Origin of the sequence: Pseudomonas sp. TKO26 (assembly GCF_003225665.1) — a bacterium.
Lineage (GTDB): Bacteria > Pseudomonadota > Gammaproteobacteria > Pseudomonadales > Pseudomonadaceae > Aquipseudomonas > Aquipseudomonas saponiphila.
Genome location: NZ_QKLN01000008.1, coordinates 143,567 through 163,151 on the forward strand (window position 1 = coordinate 143,567; position 19,585 = coordinate 163,151).

Annotated in this window: 17 protein-coding genes; 5 read left to right on the forward strand and 12 right to left on the reverse strand. The window is 63.3% G+C overall.

The genetic code is table 11. The features are described from left to right. Positions 1–9: 9 nt before the first annotated feature. The 9 genes from DNK59_RS14325 to DNK59_RS14370 form a co-directional block, all read right to left on the reverse strand. The gene (locus tag DNK59_RS14325) at positions 10–915 is read right to left on the reverse strand and encodes a cation diffusion facilitator family transporter (RefSeq protein ID WP_110723605.1); all 906 of its coding nucleotides are present in this window, start codon (positions 913–915) and stop codon (positions 10–12) included. 212 nt (positions 916–1,127) lie between these two features. After that, on the reverse strand, positions 1,128–1,889 hold the full coding sequence (locus DNK59_RS14330; protein WP_016967870.1) for an SDR family oxidoreductase: 762 nt from the start codon (positions 1,887–1,889) through the stop codon (positions 1,128–1,130). Between the two features lie 877 nt (positions 1,890–2,766). Beyond that, complete coding sequence (locus tag DNK59_RS14340; RefSeq protein ID WP_092319125.1) at positions 2,767–3,483, reverse strand: ABC transporter ATP-binding protein; 717 nt, start codon at positions 3,481–3,483, stop codon at positions 2,767–2,769. After that, positions 3,480–4,352 carry an ATP-binding cassette domain-containing protein gene (locus DNK59_RS14345; RefSeq protein WP_110723606.1) on the reverse strand — a complete coding sequence of 291 codons (873 nt, stop codon included), beginning with the start codon at positions 4,350–4,352 and terminating at the stop codon, positions 3,480–3,482. Before DNK59_RS14345 ends, DNK59_RS14340 begins: the two co-directional genes overlap by 4 nt. Further along, positions 4,349–5,644, reverse strand: a complete 1,296-nt coding sequence (gene livM / locus DNK59_RS14350) for a high-affinity branched-chain amino acid ABC transporter permease LivM (protein WP_016967873.1) — start codon at positions 5,642–5,644, stop codon at positions 4,349–4,351. Before livM ends, DNK59_RS14345 begins: the two co-directional genes overlap by 4 nt. 2 nt (positions 5,645–5,646) lie before the next feature. Continuing rightward, positions 5,647–6,561 carry a branched-chain amino acid ABC transporter permease LivH gene (locus DNK59_RS14355; protein ID WP_092319121.1) on the reverse strand — a complete coding sequence of 305 codons (915 nt, stop codon included), beginning with the start codon at positions 6,559–6,561 and terminating at the stop codon, positions 5,647–5,649. Between the two features lie 161 nt (positions 6,562–6,722). Continuing rightward, positions 6,723–7,859 carry a branched-chain amino acid ABC transporter substrate-binding protein gene (locus DNK59_RS14360; protein WP_092319119.1) on the reverse strand — a complete coding sequence of 379 codons (1,137 nt, stop codon included), beginning with the start codon at positions 7,857–7,859 and terminating at the stop codon, positions 6,723–6,725. Positions 7,860–8,223: 364 nt separating this feature from the next. Further along, the gene (locus tag DNK59_RS14365; protein ID WP_110723607.1) at positions 8,224–9,507 is read right to left on the reverse strand and encodes an FAD-binding oxidoreductase; all 1,284 of its coding nucleotides are present in this window, start codon (positions 9,505–9,507) and stop codon (positions 8,224–8,226) included. 87 nt (positions 9,508–9,594) lie between these two features. Then, a complete protein-coding gene (locus DNK59_RS14370; RefSeq protein ID WP_110723608.1) occupies positions 9,595–11,085 on the reverse strand; it encodes an aldehyde dehydrogenase family protein in 1,491 nt (496 codons plus the stop codon). 171 nt (positions 11,086–11,256) lie between these two features. Between DNK59_RS14370 and DNK59_RS14375 the strand changes: the two genes are divergently transcribed. From DNK59_RS14375 to nadE, 3 genes are all read left to right on the forward strand, one after another. Continuing rightward, positions 11,257–12,159, forward strand: coding sequence for a LysR family transcriptional regulator (locus tag DNK59_RS14375; protein ID WP_110723609.1), 903 nt, complete (start codon positions 11,257–11,259; stop codon positions 12,157–12,159). 201 nt (positions 12,160–12,360) lie between these two features. Beyond that, the gene (pncB, locus tag DNK59_RS14380) at positions 12,361–13,575 is read left to right on the forward strand and encodes a nicotinate phosphoribosyltransferase (RefSeq protein ID WP_092319111.1); all 1,215 of its coding nucleotides are present in this window, start codon (positions 12,361–12,363) and stop codon (positions 13,573–13,575) included. A gap of 3 nt (positions 13,576–13,578) precedes the next feature. Beyond that, positions 13,579–14,406, forward strand: a complete 828-nt coding sequence (nadE, locus tag DNK59_RS14385; protein WP_110723610.1) for an ammonia-dependent NAD(+) synthetase — start codon at positions 13,579–13,581, stop codon at positions 14,404–14,406. 75 nt (positions 14,407–14,481) lie between these two features. Here nadE and azu read toward each other — a convergent pair whose 3' ends face one another. Then, complete coding sequence (azu, locus tag DNK59_RS14390; RefSeq protein WP_011058960.1) at positions 14,482–14,928, reverse strand: azurin; 447 nt, start codon at positions 14,926–14,928, stop codon at positions 14,482–14,484. A 351-nt stretch (positions 14,929–15,279) separates the two neighbouring features. Here azu and DNK59_RS14395 point away from each other — a divergent pair, with 351 nt between their 5' ends. Both DNK59_RS14395 and DNK59_RS31930 read left to right on the forward strand, forming a co-directional pair. Then, positions 15,280–15,867, forward strand: coding sequence for a TIGR00730 family Rossman fold protein (locus DNK59_RS14395; RefSeq protein ID WP_060837277.1), 588 nt, complete (start codon positions 15,280–15,282; stop codon positions 15,865–15,867). A 68-nt stretch (positions 15,868–15,935) separates the two neighbouring features. Then, positions 15,936–16,106, forward strand: coding sequence for a hypothetical protein (locus DNK59_RS31930; protein WP_177431246.1), 171 nt, complete (start codon positions 15,936–15,938; stop codon positions 16,104–16,106). Positions 16,107–16,203: 97 nt separating this feature from the next. Here the strand turns inward: DNK59_RS31930 and DNK59_RS14400 are convergent, their stop codons facing one another. Beyond that, positions 16,204–17,094 (reverse strand): transglutaminase family protein, encoded by an 891-nt coding sequence (locus DNK59_RS14400; protein ID WP_110723611.1) that lies wholly within the window; start codon positions 17,092–17,094, stop codon positions 16,204–16,206. Then, positions 17,094–19,580, reverse strand: a complete 2,487-nt coding sequence (locus DNK59_RS14405; protein ID WP_110723612.1) for a circularly permuted type 2 ATP-grasp protein — start codon at positions 19,578–19,580, stop codon at positions 17,094–17,096. The genes DNK59_RS14400 and DNK59_RS14405 overlap by 1 nt, the downstream gene beginning before the upstream one ends. Between the last annotated feature and the right edge of the window lie 5 nt (positions 19,581–19,585).

The window sequence follows — 19,585 nt, forward strand, 5'->3', positions numbered from 1 at the left end:
CAACGCCGATCAGACGATCCACTTGCGATCCCCGGTAAAGCTGATGGTCAGCCAACGCGCGGCATCGGCTTCGCCCAGCTGGTCGGAGATCTCCTCGCGCAACCGATCCAGCGCTGCCACGTTCTGCAGCGGATAGTCCGCCGGCAGCACGATATGGATCTCGATGAAACGCGCCCGGCCGTGCTTCTGCACGTAGGACATGTATTCCTGGAAGCCATGGGCAACCATGGCCTCCTCCATCACGCTGCGCACCCTGTCATCCAGCTGGTCCGGAGCGATACCCAGCACATCGCGCAACGCCGGCCGCAGGATCTTCAGCGCCGGCGGCAGCATGCTGATGGCCAGCAAGATCAGGATCGCCGGGTCGACATACACCGCCCAGCGGTCATGCCCGTACTGCTTGAGCAGCAAGGCCGTGACAAAGCTCACCAGCAGCCCCACCGAGAGCATCGCGTCCACCAGCCAGCTGATGTTGTCGAACTGGATCAGCGACGACTTGAGCTTGCGGTTACGCCGGCGCACGTAGAAGAAGTAGGCAAACTCCGCCACAGCAAAGAAGGCGGCATAAAAGATCACCAGCCCCAACTCGACCTCTCGGCCACCGTTGATGATGCCGAACACGCCGTTGAGGAAGGCATAGATGGCGATCAGCAGCAGGAAACTGCCTTCGATCAGCAGCACCATGGGCTCCAGATGCCAGAAGCCGAACTGGAAGCGGTGGTTGCTTTCCTTGGCGATCAACCGGGCGGTGATCAGCATCAGGACCTTGATGAAGGTCGCGATCAGGGAAAAGAAACCATCGAACAAAATGGATTGGGCGCCAGAAACAAAACCCGTGACGATACCGGCGATCGCCACGGCGAACATCAGTACGGTCGATTGTTTGAGCAGAGCCTGCTCACCTCGGTTACTCACGATTCCTCCTATCGAACTTCAAAAAACACCGCCTCCAGTGAGGCGGCAGCGAAATTTCGGGGCGGAATTCTACCTTGCCAGGGCTGACCTTTAGCTGAAACGAATCAGCTTATGTGTTTCCGAGTACAACTGTAGTCGCTGCCGAGCCATGGCGAGGCTGCGGTCGCCGAGGTCTTGCAACCGCAGGAGGGCCTGACGGCCCTGCGCAGCGGTTACGCCTTGCGCTCGATGGCAAAACCGGCCCAGGTCTGGCTTACCGGCATCAGCTCCAGACTGTTGATGTTGACGTGGGCCGGCGTGTTGAGCACCCAGAAGATGGTGTCGGCGATGTCCTCGGGCTGGATCGGCTCGGCGCCGGCATAGGTGGCGTCATAACGCGCCTGGTCACCGGCGAAACGCACCAGGGAGAACTCGCTTTCGCACAGGCCCGGCTCGATGTTGGTCACTCGCACGCCGGTGCCCTGCAGGTCGCAGCGCAGGTTCAGGGAGAACTGTTTGACGAAGGCCTTGCTCGCGCCATAGACGTGGCTGCCCGGGTACGGGTAGTTGCCGGCGATGGAGCCCAGGTTGACGATCCCGGCGCCCCGGCCATGGGCGATCAGCCGCGGCAGCAGCAGGCGGGTGCTGTACATCAGGCCCTTGATGTTGGTGTCGACCATGGTGTCCCAGTCATCCAGGTCGCACTTGGGCGCCGGGTCGACCCCCAGGGCCAGGCCGGCATTGTTGATCAGGCCACGCAGCTTGCCGAAGGACGCCGGCAGATTGGCGATGGCGTTCTCCATGGCCTTGCGGTCGCGCACATCGAGCACTAGGCCGTGCACTTCGGTCTGCTTGGAAAGCTCGGCGCACAGCGCGTCGAGGCGTTCTTGGCGACGACCGGTGAGCACCAGCGACCAACCGGCCGCCGCAAAACGCCGGGCGCAGGCTTCGCCAAAACCGGACGTCGCGCCCGTAATGAACAGTGTGGAAGTCATGGTGTTCTCCTTGCTGGGTGGCGAGCCGCCGTTTCATGAAAAAAAGCGCTTCGCAGCATGCCCGGCCCGGCTTCGGGCGGCAACAGAAGCACCGGATCCCCCTGGCGTCTGTACAAAAAACGCTCACTGAGCCGAAAGGCACGGCAGACGCGGCCTGCAGCCAGCTGCGCGCACCTTATCCACAGGCCGGTCCACAGTCTTTGGGGGCAAGTGCAGATCCCGCAAAGCCACTGTGCACAAGGCCTGTAGCCGATCACGAGAAGTTTTTTGCTTGACCCACAGCAGTCGTCCGTGCACCCGCCGCCGGTAAAGATGACCGCGCGGTCAAAGTACATAAGGCCAGAGGCCAGCAACCACGCTGCTCAGCGCGGTCTTTCCAGAGTTTAGTCACAGACTTATCCACAGGCTTGTCCAAGCCTTTGGCAGGGTCTGGCTGCGACAATAAAAAGGTTGACAATTGCGTCCACGAGCCACTCCAAAAGCCCTGGTCAAAAAATACACAATCGCCTGTAAGCCACGTAAATAAAGGCCTTCAGCCAGCTACTCCCACGTTACCCACAGCCCGCTCCACAGCAAACGGGGAAAAGTCAAAACGGTGGAAAAACAACTGTTTGCAGCGTCTTTATGCCGCGCTTTGGCAGCTTGCGAATAATGTTGTCCACAATTGTCAGACGTGAGCGGGCAGCCCTGGCCATGTGCGCGCCGAGTCCGTAGGAGCCGGCTTGCCGGCGAATCCCGAACGCACAACAGCATCTGAATGACGCAACCATCGGGGAGGCCATTGCGCTGGCCGGCTCCTACAGGGCGGTGCAACTGTGGATAAAAATGCCCCGGCGGCGTGAACCGGCGGGGCATGGTTTATCCACAGACCGGGCCGTCAGTGACCGCCCAGGTAAGCGTTGCGCACCTCCTCGTTGACCAGCAGCTCCTTGCCGGTGCCACTCAGGCGGATCTCGCCGTTGACCATCACGTAGGCGCGGTCCGACAGCTTCAGCGCATGGTTGGCGTTCTGTTCCACGAGGAAGATGGTCATGCCGGTGGCCGCCAGTTCTCGCAGGGTGGCGAAGATCTGCTTCACCACGATCGGCGCCAGGCCCAGGCTCGGTTCATCCAGCAACAGCAACTTGGGCCGGCTCATCAGCGCCCGGGCAATGGCCAGCATCTGCTGTTCACCGCCGGACATGGTCATGGCCCGCTGGGTACGCCGCTCCTTGAGCCGTGGAAACAGTTCGAACATGCGCTGCATGTCTTCACTGGCGTACTGGTCGCCAATCGGGATGGTGCCCATCAGCAGGTTTTCCTCCACGGTCATGTCGGGGAACACCCTGCGCCCTTCCGGGGACTGGGCGATGCCGTTGGAAGCGATGTAGTGGGACGACTTGTGGGTGATGTCCACACCGCGATAGAGGATCTGCCCGGACTCGGCCCGGGGCTGGCCGAAGATCGACATCAGCAGGGTCGATTTGCCGGCGCCGTTGGAGCCGATCAGGCTCACGGTTTCCCCTTCGTTGATGTGCAGTGAGACTTTCTTCAGGGCCTGGATCGGGCCGTAGTACACGTCCAGGTCCTTGAGTTCGAGGATAGGTTGACTCATACCAGCTCCTCTTCGTCGGCACCCAGGTAGGCGGCGATCACTTTCGGGTCGTTGCGGATCGCCTCCGGCCCGCCTTCGGCGATCACGTTGCCGTGGTCCAGCACCACGATGTGGTCGGAAATACTCATCACCATGCCCATGTCGTGTTCAATCAGCACCACGGTCAGATCGTGCTCGTCGCGCAGCAGCCGGATCATCGCGCTCAGCGCTTCGGTTTCCTGAGGGTTGAGGCCGGCGGCCGGTTCGTCGAGGCAGATGATCTGCGGCCGGGTGCACATGGCCCGGGCGATCTCCAGGCGCCGTTGCTGGCCGTAGGACAGCTCGCCGGCCAGGCGGTTGGCGCAGTCCACCAGGTCCACCACTTCCAGCCAGTAGAAGGCGTGGTCCAGGGCGGCGCTTTCCGCCTTGCGGTAACCCTTGGTGTTGAGGATGCCCGACAGCAGGTTGCGGTTGACCCACATGTGCTGGGCCACCAGCAGGTTCTCCACCACGGACATTTCCTTGAACAGGCGAATGTTCTGGAAGGTCCGCGCCAGGCCGGCCCGGTTCACCAGATGGGTGCCGCCGAACATCTTGTAGTACAGGCGGCTGGCGAAGCTTTTCGGCGACACGAAGTCGCTGGCGCGAAACGGCTCGCCCAACAGCTTGATGACGTTGGTCTGCTGGCCCCGGGTATCGAGTTCGATGCGTCCGCCGGAAGCCTTGTAGAAGCCGGTCAGGCAGTTGAACACCGTGGTCTTGCCGGCGCCGTTGGGGCCGATCAGGGCGAAGATCGAGTTGCGCTTGACCTTCAGGCTGACGTCGCTCAGGGCCTTGATGCCGCCGAAGTGCATCATCAGGTTCTCGACCGAAAGAATGTATTCGCTCATGGCGCGTTCCCCTCAGTCAGAGCACCTTTGCGTGGAGTGACCCCGGTGCGGCTGATGCGGATCAGCCCTCGCGGTCGCCAGATCATCATCAACACCATGAGGATGCCGAACAGCAGCACCCGGTATTCGGAGAAGCTGCGCAGCAGCTCCGGGGCCACGGTCAGAACGAAGGCCGCGATCACCACGCCCACCGTGGAGCCCATGCCCCCCAATACCACGATGGCGAGGATCAGCGCCGACTCGAAGAAGGTGAACGAAGACGGATTGACGAAGCCCTGGTAGCTGGCGAAGAACACCCCGGCCAAGCCGGCGGTGGAGGCACCGAGGGTGAAGGCCGAAAGTTTTACCAGCACATGGTTCAGGCCCATGGCGCGGCAAGCGATCTCGTCTTCACGCAGGGCTTCCCAGGCCCGGCCCACCGGCATGCGGGTCAGCCGGTGCTTGATGTAGAGCACCAGCAGCACAACGATGAACAGCACGATGTAGATGAACAGGAACTTCAGGTTGGGGTTGTATTCCAGGCCGAAGAACTCGTGGAACGGCACCCCGCCGTCCTTGGCCTTGCGCCCGAACTCCAGGCCCATGAAGGTCGGCGAAGGCACCGGCATGCCGTTGGGGCCGCCAGTGAAGGACAGCCAGTTGTTGAGCACCAGGCGGATGATCTCGCCAAAGCCCAGGGTCACGATGGCCAGGTAGTCGCCGTGCATCCGTAGCACCGGGAAGCCCAATATGCATCCCGCCAGCGCCGCGGCAATCGCCGCCAGGGGCAGCACGGTCCAGAAGCCCAGGCCCAGGTACTGGTAGCCCAGGGCCAGGCCGTAGGCGCCGATGGCGTAGAACGCCACGTAACCCAGGTCCAGCAGCCCCGCCAGGCCCACCACGATGTTCAGCCCCAGGCCCAGCAGCACGTAGATCAGCCCGAGGATGACCACGGTCAGCAGGTACTTGTTAGCGAAGAACGGGAACACGATGGCGATCACGATCAGCGCCGGGATGATCCAGCGCAGCCGCGACTTGTAGTCCGGTGCCAGCACATGCACCCCGGAACCTGTGGTCTCGAAGCCCTGGAGAATCTTCAGGCCCTTGGGGGTTTGCAGGAACAGGCTCAGGGCCAGGCGGCCGGCCATGACAATCGCCACCAGCCACGCCACGCGGGTCGGTTGCAGGTTGAAGCTGTAGCCATCGAGCACCACGCCCACGATGGGGCCGAACACGATCAGCGAGATCAGCCCGGCGAGCACGGCGTCGATGACGCTCTTTTTGATATCAATCGGTTTATTGGCAGCAGACATACTTATACCTTCGCCACGAGTGGGCGACCCAGCAGGCCTTGGGGACGGAAGATCAGGATCAGCACCAGCAGCGAGAAACTGAACACGTCTTTGTAGTCGGAGTTGATCAAGCCGGAGAACAGCGACTCGGAGATCCCGAGGATGATCCCGCCGAGCATCGCTCCGGGCAGCGAGCCGATGCCGCCGAGCACCGCCGCGGTGAACGCCTTGATGCCGATGACGAAGCCGGCATAGAAGTCGAAGGTGCCGTAGTTCATGGTGATCAGCACCCCGGCCAGGGCCGCCATGGCTGCCCCGATGATGAACACGTAGGAGATCACCCGGTCGGTGTTGATGCCGAGGATCGAGGCCATCTTGCGGTCTTGCTGGGTGGCCCGGCACATGCGCCCCAGCTTGGTGTACTTGATGATGTAGGTCAGCAGCGCCATGCCGGCGAACGCCGCCACCAGGATGAAGATCTTGGTATAGGTGAGCTGCACGAAGCCGGTGCCGATATCGACTTTCCAGGCCCCGGCCAGCAGGGTCGGAACCCCTTGCTGCTTGGCGCCCTGGCTGATCTGCGCGTAGTTCTGCAGGATCAGCGAGATACCGATGGCACTGATCAGCGGTGCCAGGCGGGTGGAGTTGCGCAGGGGTTTGTAGGCCACACGCTCGATGACCCAGCCATAGATCCCTGTCACCACCACGGTGAAGATCAGGGTGCCGAGAATGAGTAGCGGGAAGGATTCAATGCCGAAGTAGGCCAGCAGAGCCAGACTGATTGCCGCGAGGTAAGCGGAAATCATGTAAACCTCGCCGTGGGCGAAGTTGATCATGCCGATGATGCCATAGACCATTGTGTAGCCGATGGCGATCAGACCATAGACAGACCCGAGGGTCAGTCCATTGATCAGTTGCTGCAGGAAAATACCATCCATAACGCAATCTCACGGACTTGAGAGACGGCACAGGGCGTCAGCGACGGGCAGGGATCACCGGCCCGCGCAACACGTCCGTTGTGCAGCTCTACGAGAAAAGGCAAGTACTGCACGAATACGAACCGGCACCAGGGGGTGGTACCGGTTCGTTCGGACTCAGGTCACTTCTGTTTTTCCAGCTGGTGGTACTTGCCGTCCTTGTCCCACTGATAGACCACGTAGTCGGAGATCTTCAGGTCGCCCTTGGCGTCCCAGGCCTTCTCGCCCATCACGGTTTTCACCGGATTGGCCTTGAGCCATTTGGCGGCGTCTTCGCCCTTGTTGGATTTGGCGCCGTTGAAGCCGGCGGCCAGTGCCTGGACCGAGGCATAGGCGTACAGGGTGTAGCCTTCAGGCTCGGTGCCGGCCTTGCGGAACGCATCTACCACGGCCTTGCTGTCGGGCAACAGGCGTGGATCGGCGCCGAAGGTCATGTACACGCCGTCGACGTATTGCGGGCCACCGGCGGTGGTCACCAGCTCGTCGGTCACGATACCGTCGTCGGACATGAACTTGACGTCCTTCAGGCCCTGCTCGCGCAGCTGGCGTACCAGCGGACCGGCTTCCGGGTGCAGGCCGCCGAAGTACACCACGTCGGCACCGGCGGCGCGGATCTTGGTCACCACGGCGCTGAAGTCCTTCTCGCCACGGGTCAGCCCCTCGTACAGAACCGGGGTCACGCCGCGCTTGGTCAACTGCGCCTTGGTGGCATCCGCCAGGCCCTGGCCGTAGGTGTCCTTGTCGTGCAGCACCACGACTTTCTTGCCCTTGAGCACGTCGACGATGTAGTCGCCGGCGACGATGCCCTGCTGGTCGTCACGCCCGCACATGCGGAACATCGCGGACAGGCCGCGCTCGGTGACCTGGGGGTTGGTAGAGCCCGGGGTGATGGCAATCACGCCCGCGTCGCTGTACACCTCGGAAGCCGGAATGGTCGACGAAGAGCAGAAGTGCCCGACCACGCCAGCCACCTTGTCCTGGTCCACCAGGCGGTTGGCCACGGCCACCGCCTGCTTCGGTTCGCAGGCATCGTCGCCCTTGACCAGAACGATCTTCTCGCCGTTGACCCCGCCCTTGGCGTTGATCTCGTCAGCCGCTGCCTGTGCACCCTTCATGTACTGCTCGCCAAATGCCGCATTGGCGCCTGTCATGGGACCCGCTACGCCGATCTTCAGGTCGGCTTGAGCAAACGCAGAAACACCCAGCGCAGTTGCCACTGCGAGGGCCAGAAAGCCTTTCTTGTAAAACGTCTGGGACATGAGGTGGTGCTCCAAGGTTTTTTTAGTTGGCACTGCGACTTCACTAGGATTGCTCAGAGCAAGCGCCGTGCCAGTGGTTTTTTATTCTGAAAAAAGTCGCTGTCTTATTGTTATTTCGACTGTTTCGAGCCCTTTTTTATTGGGCGTGCAACCGTCTAAACCGCGGAAGGTGAAACCCTGCTTTTTAATGGGCGCAACCCATGCGTGCCATCATTGCAACCGCGACACAATTCAACGTGCAACCTTGCTGTAACAGCCCGCGTCACCGAACTGCACACTGCTGGTGCGGGACTGCTACGAGCCGCACCATTACAGGCTAGTCGTTGCATCGAAAAGCGTCGTCTCCGGCCGTTTATTTCCTTGTTCAGATCACGATCCGCAGGCACTGGCCCGCGTGATAGAGAGAAAATCCCGCCTCGTACAGGCAACTGCGCAACCCCACACCGGCCAGGGGCTGCATGGGTGCGAAGGGAATCGGCAATACCTGGGGATCGCCGTTGCACAGGTAGTCGGCGAAGGCCTTGCCGACCACGGTTCCGGTGGTTACCCCACGACCGTTGTAACCGGTGACGGCCACCAGGCCGGGCGCCGGCTCGAACAGGCGCATCAGGTGATCGGGGGTGAAGGCGATGCAGCCGGTCCAGGTGCATTCCCACTGCACCGGTTTGAGGTAGGGAAAGTAGTGCTGCTGCACCCGATCGGCCCAGGCCTTGAGGAACCACAGCGGCTTCCGGTTGCCGTTGCCCAGGCTGCCGAGCAACAGGCGCCCGTCGGCATCCCGGCGGATACTGCTCAGCACCTGCCGGGTATCCCAGGAGCCCTGGCCACCGGGGAGGATCTGCCGGGCCGCCTCTTCGGTGAGCGGCGCGGAAGCCACCTGGTAGTAGTAACCAGGGAAGAAGTTGCGTCGCAGCTCGGTCCAGTCGCCTTCGGTGTAGGCGTTGGAAGCGATCACCACCTGCTCGGCCAGCACCGAGCCCTGGTCGGTCTGCACCGACCAGCGCTGGCCCTGGCGCTCCAGGCGGGTGACCGGGGAATGGTCGAACAGCTGGCCGCCGAGCTTGATCGCGGCCTTGGCCAGCCCGGTGGTGTAGGCCATCGGATTGAGGGTGCCGGCGCGCCGGTCGAGCAGCGCCGCGGCGATCTTGCGGGTGCCGGTGGCCTGCTCGCAGGCCGCGCCGGTCAACAGTTCCACCGGGGCGCCACGGCGCTTCCATTGTTCCTCGCGGCTGCGCAGGTCGGCCTCGCCCCGGGCGTTGTGGGCCATGTGCAAGGTGCCTTCGCGGCGCAGCTGGCAATCGATCTGGTACTTGTCCACCAGGCTGAACACCAGGGACGGCGCGGCGCCGAGCATGCGGTTGAGCTGGCTGCCCACCTGCTCGCCGAAACCGGCCTCGATCTCGTCCGGGGGGATCCACAGGCCGGCGTTGACCAGCCCGACGTTGCGCCCCGAACCGCCCTGCCCCGCGCGATGGGCCTCGACCACACAGACCCGCTTGCCCTGCTCCAGCAGATGCACCGCCGCCGACAGGCCGGTGAAACCGGCGCCGATGATGCACACATCCGCCGTCAGCTCGCCCTTGAGTGGGGCGTTGTCAGGCCGCTGCGGGGTCAGTTTTTCCCATAGACATTGTTCTTGTAGCGCCATAGGTGCTCCTAACGGAGCAGTGGCGAGCCGCAAGCTTCAAGCTGCAAGCAGGTTCGCTTGCAGCTTGTGGCCTAGAGCTTGCCGCTGCTATTCAAAACTGATGCCCTGTGCCAGCGGCAACTCCCGGGAGTAGTTGACGGTGTTGGTCTGGCGCCGCATGTAGCCGCGCCAGGCGTCGGAACCGGATTCGCGACCGCCGCCGGTTTCCTTCTCGCCACCGAAGGCGCCGCCGATTTCCGCGCCACTGGGGCCGATGTTGACGTTGGCGATGCCGCAGTCGCTGCCCACCGCCGACATGAACTGCTCGGCTTCACGCACGTCGGTGGTGAAGATGCAGGAAGACAGGCCCTGGGGCACGGCGTTGTTCAGGCGCAGGGCCTCTTCGAAGTCGTTGTAGCCGATCACGTAAAGGATCGGGGCGAAGGTTTCGCTGCACACGACGTCGCTCTGCTCGGGCATTTCGACGATGGCCGGCGACACGTAGTAGGCGTTGGGGAAGGTGTCCTGCAACTGGCGCTGACCACCGAAGACCCGGCCGCCTTCGCTCAGGGCCTGCTCCAGGGCGTCCTGCATGGCGTCGAAGCTGTGCTTGTCGATCAGCGGGCCGATCAGGTTGCCTTGCAGCGGGTGGCCGATGCGCACCTTGGAATAGGCGGTCTTGAGACGGCTGATGATCTCTTCCTTCACCGACTCATGGGCGATCAGCCGGCGCAAGGTGGTGCAGCGCTGGCCGGCGGTGCCGACGGCGCTGAACAGGATGGCACGCACGGCCATGTCCAGGTCGGCGCTTGGGCCGAGGATCATGGCGTTGTTGCCCCCCAGTTCGAGAATGCTGCGGGCAAAGCGCGCGGCGACCTTGGGCGCCACTTCGCGGCCCATGCGGGTGCTGCCGGTGGCGCTGATCAGGGCCACGCGCGGATCGTCCACCAGGGCGGCGCCGGCGTCGCGGCCGCCAATGATCACCTGGCTCAGGTACGCGGGAGCATCCTGGAAGTTCTTCAGCACACGCTCCAGCAGGGCCTGGCAGGCCAGGGCGGTGAGTGGAGTCTTCTCCGAGGGCTTCCAGATCACCGAGTTGCCGCAGACCAGCGCCAGGGCGGTGTTCCAGGCCCAGACCGCCACCGGGAAGTTGAAGGCGCTGATCACCCCGACCACACCCAGGGGATGCCAAGTCTCGCGCATGTGGTGGCCCGGGCGCTCGGAGGCGATGGTCAGGCCGTAGAGCTGGCGCGACAGACCGACGGCGAAGTCGCAGATATCGATCATCTCCTGCACTTCCCCCAGGCCTTCCTGGGTGATCTTGCCGGCCTCCCAGGACACCAGTTCCCCCAGGTCGGCCTTGTACTCGCGCAGCACCTCACCGAATTGCCGCACCAGCTCGCCACGACGGGGTGCCGGCACGTTGCGCCACAGGGCGAAAGCATGCTCTGCACGACTGACCTGCTGCTCCACCTCGGCGGCGCCCTGCCAGTTCACCGCGGCGATCTTGCTGCCGTCGATGGGCGAATGCACAGGCTGGGAGCCCGATTGGTACAGGGCCGGGTTGACACCCAGACGATCAAGCAATGCGGCAACCATGGGGTTACTCCTGACAGATGAACGCGAAAGATCCAGGCCGCCGTGACGGCCATCAAGGCCTGTAGTTGTAGCTGGCCCGAGACTTGCCAACAAACGACCTTTAAGCGAGATATCATTCCGTTTATTCATGCTGAGCCGGTATCCAGCACCGATAAGAACAAGGACCACCCCATGCTGAACAAACGCTACCTGCCATCGATCACTGCCCTGCAGTGTTTCGAGGCCGTGACCCGGCACCTGAGCTTCACCCGCGCCGCCGAGGAACTCAACCTGACCCAGAGCGCGGTGAGCAAACAGGTGGCGCAACTGGAAGAGCTGCTGCAGCACCTGCTTTTCCGCCGGGTACGGCGGCGCCTGCAACTGACCCCGGCCGGCGACCTGTACCTGGTGGAAGTGCGCAAGATCCTCACCCAGGTGGAGATGTCCACCCACTACCTGCGCTCCTATGGCGGCGAAACCGAAGTGCTGCGGGTGTCCACGCCCTACACCTTCGGCGCCCGCTGGCTGGTGCCGCGCCTCAAGGGCTGGCGCCTGCGCCACCCGCACATCCACCTGGACCTGTGCAACGAGCAGGAGCCGGATGAACTGCTCCAGGGCCACGCCGACCTGGCGTTCTACTTCGGCCAGGGCGCGCGCCCCGGCACCGAAAGCCTGAAGCTGTTCAGCGAGGAACTGGTGGCGGTCTGCGCCCCGGACAGCCTGCCCGCCGAACCCTTGAGCGACCCTCGGCAACTGACCGAGCTGGTCCTGCTGCAGAACGCCTCGCGGCCCCAGGGCTGGCACGAATGGTTCGAACAGCAGGGCTACCAGACCGAACACAGCTATCACGGCCCGCGCTTCGAAACCTTCTACATGTGCATCCGTGCCGCCCAGGTCGGCTGTGGCGTGGCCCTGCTGCCGCGTTTCCTGGTGGAAGAGGAGTTGGCCGAGGGCAAGCTGGTGATCGCCTGGAAATACGCAATGCCCAGCCAGGACGCCTACTACCTGGCCTACCCCGAGCACTCGGCGGAAGTGCCCAAGGTCCGCGACTTCGTGCGCTGGATGCTCGAACACAACGACGTTCCCCTAGCGTAGGCGCCGGCTTGCCGGCGATGGGCCCTTGAGCCCTGCACAAGGCTGCAGATTCATTCGCTGGCGAGCCGGCTCCGGCGGCCGCCCCCTCACCCGCCGTGAAAAAACACTGGCAAAGCGCCGGGCGTCTATGCGCCACTAGCGCCTTCATTGAAAGAGCTGAAGCCGCCGCTGTGCGTCGCGGCCAGCATGGAGATTGCCGTTATGAGCGAGAGTGTGTTTGCCGATCGCATCGTGCAGAACCTGCTCGACACCGACTTCTACAAACTGACCATGATGCAGGCGGTGCTGCACAACTACCCCAACGTGGAAGTGGAATGGGAGTTTCGTTGCCGTAACAGCGAGGACCTGCGGCCCTACCTGGCCGAGATCCGCTACCAGTTCGAACGCCTGGCGGACCTGAGCCTGAGCGCCGACCAGCTGGGCTTTCTCGAACGCATCAGCTTTCTCAAGCCGGACTTCCTGCGCTTTCTCGGGCTGTTTCGCTTCAACCTGCGCTACGTGCACACCGGCATCGAGGACGGCGAGCTGTTCATCCGCCTGCGCGGCCCCTGGCTGCACGTGATCCTGTTCGAAGTGCCGATGCTGGCCATCATCAGCGAAGTACGCAACCGCTACCGTTACCGCGAGATCCAGCTGGTGCAGGCCCGGGAGCAGCTGTACCGCAAGTTCGACTGGCTGACCGCCAACGCCAGCAGCGAGGAATTGTCCGAGCTGCAAGTGGCGGATTTCGGCACTCGTCGACGCTTTTCCTACCGGGTCCAAGAAGAAGTGGTGAACGTGCTCAAACACGATTTCCCCGGGCGCTTTGTCGGCACCAGCAACGTCCACCTGTCCCGTGAGCTGAACATGAAGCCTCTGGGCACCATGGCCCACGAATGGATCATGGCCCACCAGCAACTGGGACCGCGCTTGATCGACAGCCAGATCGCCGCCCTCGACTGCTGGGTCCGCGAATACCGCGGCCTGCTGGGCATCGCCCTGACCGACTGCATCACCACCGATGCCTTCCTCGGCGACTTCGACCTGTTCTTCGCCAAGCTGTTCGACGGCTTACGCCACGACTCCGGGGACCCGATTCTCTGGGCGGAAAAGGCCATCGCCCACTACCACAAGCTGGGCATCGAGCCGATGAGCAAGACCCTGGTGTTCTCCGACAGCCTGAGCCTGCCGCGCTCCCTGGAAATCTTCCGCGCGCTGCGCGGCCGGATCAACGTCAGTTTCGGTATCGGCACCAACCTGACCTGCGACATTCCCGGTGTCGAGCCGATGAGCATCGTGCTTAAAATGGCCGCCTGCAATGGCCAGCCCGTGGCCAAGATCTCCGATGAAGCGGGCAAGACCCATTGCAAGGATCCCAACTTCGTCGCTTACTTGCGCCACGTTTTCCAAGTACCTGCCCAACCTGGCAAGGAGTGAATCATGCAAGCCGTACAGCGTGAGATTGCGCAGCAGCTCAAGGTCCAAGCGCCTTTTTCCGACCACGCCACCCTGGAGGCGGAAGTCGCCCGACGCATTGGCTTTATCCAGGATTGCCTGGTCAATTCCGGGCTCAAGTCCCTGGTGCTGGGCATCAGCGGCGGCGTCGATTCGCTGACCGCCGGCCTGCTGGCCCAACGGGCAATGCGCGAACTGCGCGAGCGCAGCGGTGACGACCGCTACCGCTTTATCGCGGTGCGCCTGCCCTATGAAACCCAGTTCGACGAACACGACGCACAGGCTTCGGTGGATTTCATCAACCCCGACGAACGCCACACGGTGAACATCGGCCCGGCGGTCAAGGCCCTGGCCAGTGAAGTGGCGGCCTTCGAAGGGCAGCACGCGGTGTCCCGGGACTTCGTCCTTGGCAACACCAAGGCGCGGATGCGCATGGTCGCCCAGTACACCATCGCCGGCGCCGCCCATGGCCTGGTGATCGGCACCGACCACGCCGCTGAAGCGGTGATGGGCTTCTTCACCAAGTTCGGTGACGGCGCCTGCGATCTCGCACCCCTGAGCGGCCTGGTGAAGAACCAGGTGCGTTCGATCGCCCGCTACTTCGGTGCGCCGGAATCCCTGGTAGAGAAGGTGCCCACCGCCGACCTCGAAGACCTGTCCCCAGGCAAGCCGGACGAAGCCTCACACGGCGTCACCTACACCGAGATCGACGCCTTCCTGCATGGCCAGCCAGTGCGCGAGGAAGCCTTCAAGATCATCTGCGACACCTACCGCAAGACCCATCACAAACGCGTCATGCCCTTCGCCCCATGAGGCGCTAGCGGCCGAACGTCAGGCACAAAAAAAGCGCCCCTCGGGGCGCTTTCTTGTTGCAGCCTGGCCTGATGCTTACTTCAGGACCACAGCGCCTTTCATCATCGAGTTGTGGCCTGGGAACGAGCAGAAGAACTGGTAGCTTTCGCCAGCAGTCAGCTTCGATACGTCGAAGGTCACCGAGTCTTTCTCGCCGGCACCGATGATCTTGGTGTGGGCGATGACGCGGGTGTCGCCTTCCTTCAGGTAGCTCTTGTCGATGCCGGCGGCCATGCCGTCGGTGGCGATGCCGGCCATGTCTGCGGTTTTGCTCAGGACCCAGTTATGGCCCATGACGTTCTTCGGCAGGCTGCCGGAGTGAGTCAGGTTCACGGTGAAGGTCTTGCAGCTCTTGTCGATGGTGATTTCCTTAGTGTTGAAGGACATCTGGTCGGTAGAGTCGACATCGACCTTGCATTCGGCAGCCATCAGTTGGCTGCTGGCCAGTGTCAACAGGGATACCGCAACGAGTTTGGCAAACATGGTGAATCTCCAAGGCAGGGTTAACAAAATCCATCTGAATCCATGGGACCGAAGACTGCCTGAATTTCTCCCAAGTTCCTATGATGTGCATCAAAAAATTGTATACAACTCTCTGCTATCGGGCCGATCGAGACAATTGAACAGCCAGCTTCGCCAGGGCTACCTAAACTTCGCCCACCTGCACTTTCCGGAGCCTTGGTCATGCCCATAAACAGTCTGCTTCGCAGCTTGCTCGCCGCCTACGCCTGTGGCGCCAGCGGCACCCATGAAACCCCGCAACGCGAGGTTTAATGCTTGGAGCCACGCCGGCCTGCCTTTACCCTGAGGCCCTCAATGACCTCGGAGTAAGGCATGTCGTTAACATCTGTCTGTGTATTCTGTGGCGCCAGCACCGGCACCAATCCTCTGTATCGTGAAGCGGCCCAGGCCCTGGGCCGCGCCCTGGCCGAACGCAAGCTGACCCTGGTCTACGGCGGCGGCGCGGTGGGCCTGATGGGCATCGTCGCCGATGCGGCCCTGGCGGCCGGCGGCGAGGTCATCGGGATCATTCCGCAAAGCCTGAAAGACAAGGAAATCGGCCACAACGGCCTGACCCGCCTGGAAGTGGTGGACGGCATGCACGCGCGCAAGGCGCGCATGGCCGAACTCAGTGATGCCTTCATCGCCCTGCCCGGGGGCCTGGGCACCCTGGAAGAGTTGTTCGAAGTCTGGACCTGGGGCCAGCTCGGCTATCACCACAAGCCCCTGGGCCTGTTGGAAGTGAGCGGCTTCTACGAAAAACTCAGCGGATTTCTCGACCATATCGTCGGCGAAGGCTTCGTCCGCGCCCCGCACCGTGACATGCTGCAAATCAGCGACTCGCCCGCCAGCCTGCTGGATGCCCTGGACGCCTGGAAACCGTCGGTGGCGGACAAATGGGCCGACAGCAAACCCAGTTAACGGTCAACGCCCGATTACAGGCAGAATACGCGCCGCTCAACCTCACCTTCGACCCCAGAGGATCGCCCATGGCCAAACCCAATTACTCCTTCGCCAAACGTCAACGTGACTTGGCCAAGGAACAGAAGAAAGAGGAAAAGCTGCAACGCAAGAAAGCCGCCGCCGAAGAAAGCAACGCAGCGGATGCGGATCCTGAAGTGAGCATCGACGACGCCGAACCCGAGGCCCCTCAGGCCTGACCTGCCCCGTAGGAGCTGGCTTGCCAGCGAAAGCGCCTTCCAGCCCTACGCCGTCTTCGCCGGCAAGCCGGCTCCTACAAGGTCGGAATCAGCCGTGTCATGCCAGGGGCATGACGGTGACCCGGACATCAGGGTCATGGCTGCCCCCTCCCAGAATCACCCCACGCAACGGCGACACATCGGAAAAATCCCGGCCCCAGGCCAAGGTGATATGTTCCAACGCCGGCTGCACATTGTTGGTCGGGTCGAAATCCACCCAGCCCAGCACCGGGCAAAACACTGAAACCCAAGCATGGGAAGCATCGGCGCCAATCAGCCGCGGCTGCCCCGGCGGCGGCTGGGTCAGCAGGTAGCCGCTGATGTAGCGCGCCGCCAGCCCCCGCGAACGCAGGCAGGCGAGCATCAGGTGCGCGAAGTCCTGGCACACCCCGCGCCGACGCTCCAGCACCTCCACCAGGGGCGTGGCCACCTGGGTCGCCTCGGCATCGAAGGTGAACTCGCTGAAGATTTTCTCCATCAACGCCTGGACGCCCAGCAGCAAGGGTCGGCCCGGGGGGAAACAGCTGGCGGAAAACTCGACGAAGCTTTGCTTGAGGTGCACATAAGGCGACTCGAAGCGATAACGACAGGCTTCCAGTACCTGGGGCGACAGGGGCCCACCACTGTAGCTCAGGCTGCTGCGGGCAGCGTCCCAGGCCTCGGAGAGCGCAAAGTCCAGCGGCGGCCGGTCCAGTACCTCGACGCTGAGCTGGGCGTTGACCTGCAATTCATCATGGGGCCGTTCGAAAGCCAGCCGGGTCAGGGGATTGCCGAACACATCCTGTTCGTCGCGGCGGCTGGTGGGCTCGGGGCTGATCAGCAACTGCCGCTCGCTGCACCGCTGCCAGGCACAGGCCCTGGGCCACAAGTGCGCCAGTTGCTGGGCCAGGGACACCGGGCTGTCATAGCGATAATGGGTGTCGTGGAATATCTGGTAACGAGCGCTCATCAGACCGACACCGTTTGCTGGCTGACATCATCCACGTGGGCGAAATGCCGCAGGGCCAGGCGATCGGAAACCTGGCCGCTGACCTCGGCGATCTCCTGCAATAGATCCGCCAGTCCTTCCACCGCCGCCCGGACACTGGCCTGGCCGAACAGCGAGTTTTCCAGGCAACCCAGGTCGAAATGCGCCAGGCGCTCCACCAGCTTGGGCAGCGCCAGATCGCGGGGCACGGCGAAGTCGTCATTCAGACGCTTGAGGGTGCGAGTCACCAGCTTGAGCTGGAACAGCACCGCGTGGGGGTTCTGCTCGTCGAGCAGCAACAGGTCGAGCACCGGGATCAACTGCGCCACGGCCAGGTAACGCGAGCGATAGGTGATGCTGCTGTTGCCCAACTCCAGCAGCCACTCCAGGCCCGCCTGATCGAAGGGCGCGGTGCCCCGCAGGAAGGCCGCCAGGCTGCTGCTGAGAAATTGCAGGCGTTCGATACGTCGACCGATCATCAGGAAACGCCAGCCTTCATCCCGGGTCATGTCGTCCAGGGCAAAGCCCGAAAGGGCCGCCAGGGACATCACCAGCCGATTGAGAAAGTCCAGCAGTTCACCAAAGTCCGGCTCCTGGGTATCCAGCTCCTGGGCCTCGCGCTGCAACTCCACCAGGGCCTGCCAGTTTTCCCGGGATAGCTTGCCGCGTACCTGGGACGCCGCCCACTGCAGGCGCTGCAGGTTGGAACGCAGGCTGAACGACCAGTCCTCGCCCAGCAGGGCCGCCAGCAGGCGCTCGGGCAACTCGCCCTCCTCCGGCAGCAGCATCAGGCTTTCCCCCAGGTCCACCGCGGCGCGCAAGGCTTGCGGATCATCGCCATCGACGTAGCGCGCCAGCATGATGCGCAACAACCGCGCGCTGTCGTCACAGCGCTCGCAGTAACGACCGAACCAGTACAGGTTCTCCACCACCCGCGATGGCAGGTAAGGGTCGCGACGCACCAGATCGTAGACGCCAATGGTGCGCTGGGCCTTCCACTGCTCGCCGCTGGGAGCTCGCTCCCCCAGCACCCAGGTGTCCTTGCTGGCGCCGCCGCGCTGCATCGACACCGCTTCGGCGTCAGCGTCGGCGGCGACCCGGGTCAGGCCGCCGGGCAAGACCCGGTAACCGTCATCACTGGCCACCGCGTAGACCCGCATGCCGATTGCCCGGGATTGCAGCCGGCCGTCCTCGGCCTGCCAGACCGGCGCCTGGGACAGTTGCGGCAACTCCTGGGCGACATAGGCATAAGGCCGCGCGCGCATGCGTTCGGCAAGGCGCTGGCGCTGCTCGGGACTCAGGTCGCGGCCCAGCACCGGAGCAAAGCTCTGTGACGGAAACGCCGGCTTGATCAACAGTTCCGGGAGCTTTTCCAGGGCCTGTTGCAACACAGGCGCCTCACCGCACCACCAGGTGGCGATGGACGGCAGGAGCAGTTCCTCGCCCAGCAGGAACTGACTGATCTTGGGCAGGAAGCCCAGCAGCCCGGGAGACTCCAGTACCCCGCTGCCCAGGGCATTGGCCACCAGCACCCGGCCCTGGCGCACCGCGTCGAGCAGGCCGGGCACCCCCAGGGCCGAATCGGTGCGCAGCTCCAAGGGATCGCAAAAGTCATCGTCGAGGCGCCGCATGATGGCGTGCACCCGACGCAAGCCGCTGAGGGTCTTGAGGTAGACCGTGGCGTCGCGCACCGTCAGGTCGCCGCCTTCCACCAGCGGGTAGCCCAGCTGGCGCGCCAGGTACAGGTGTTCGAAATAACTCTCGTTGAAACGCCCCGGAGTCAGCAGCACGATCAGCGGCGCCTCGGTATCCCGGGGGGCCTGGCGAGCCAGGGTTTCCTGCAGGGTCCGGAAGAACCCGGCCAGATGCTGCACTTGCAGGTCGCGGTACAGATCGGGAAAGGCCCGGGACACGATCATGCGGTTTTCCAGGGCATAACCGGCCCCCGACGGCGCCTGGGTGCGATCGGCAGTGACCCACCAGCGACCATCGGGGGTGCGCGCCAGATCCACCGCGTACAAGTGCAGGAAGGTCGCCTCGGGCGGCTGGATGCCCTGGCACGGCCAGAGGAAGTTGTTGTGCCCGAACACCAGTTCGGCGGGCAACAGCCCTTCACTGATCAGGCGTTGCGGTCCGTACAGGTCCGCCAGCACGGCATTGAGCAGCCGCGCTCGCTGGGCGATCCCGGCCGACAGCTGCTGCCACTCCGCCAGCGGAATCACATGGGGCAGCAGGTCCAGCTCCCAGGGGCGGTCGGCGCCCTTGGGGTCGGCGTAGACGTTGTAGGTGACACCGTTCTCGTGGATCTGCCGGGTCAGCAGCGCCTGGCGCTGAGCCAGTTGCGCGGGGCTGCTGCGCTGCAGCTGTTCGAGCAGGCGCCGCCAGTGCGCCCGCACCGCACCCTGGTCATCCAGCAGCTCGTGGTAGGTACCCGCCGTCAGCGGGTAGCGGTCTAGCAAGTCAGGCATGGAAC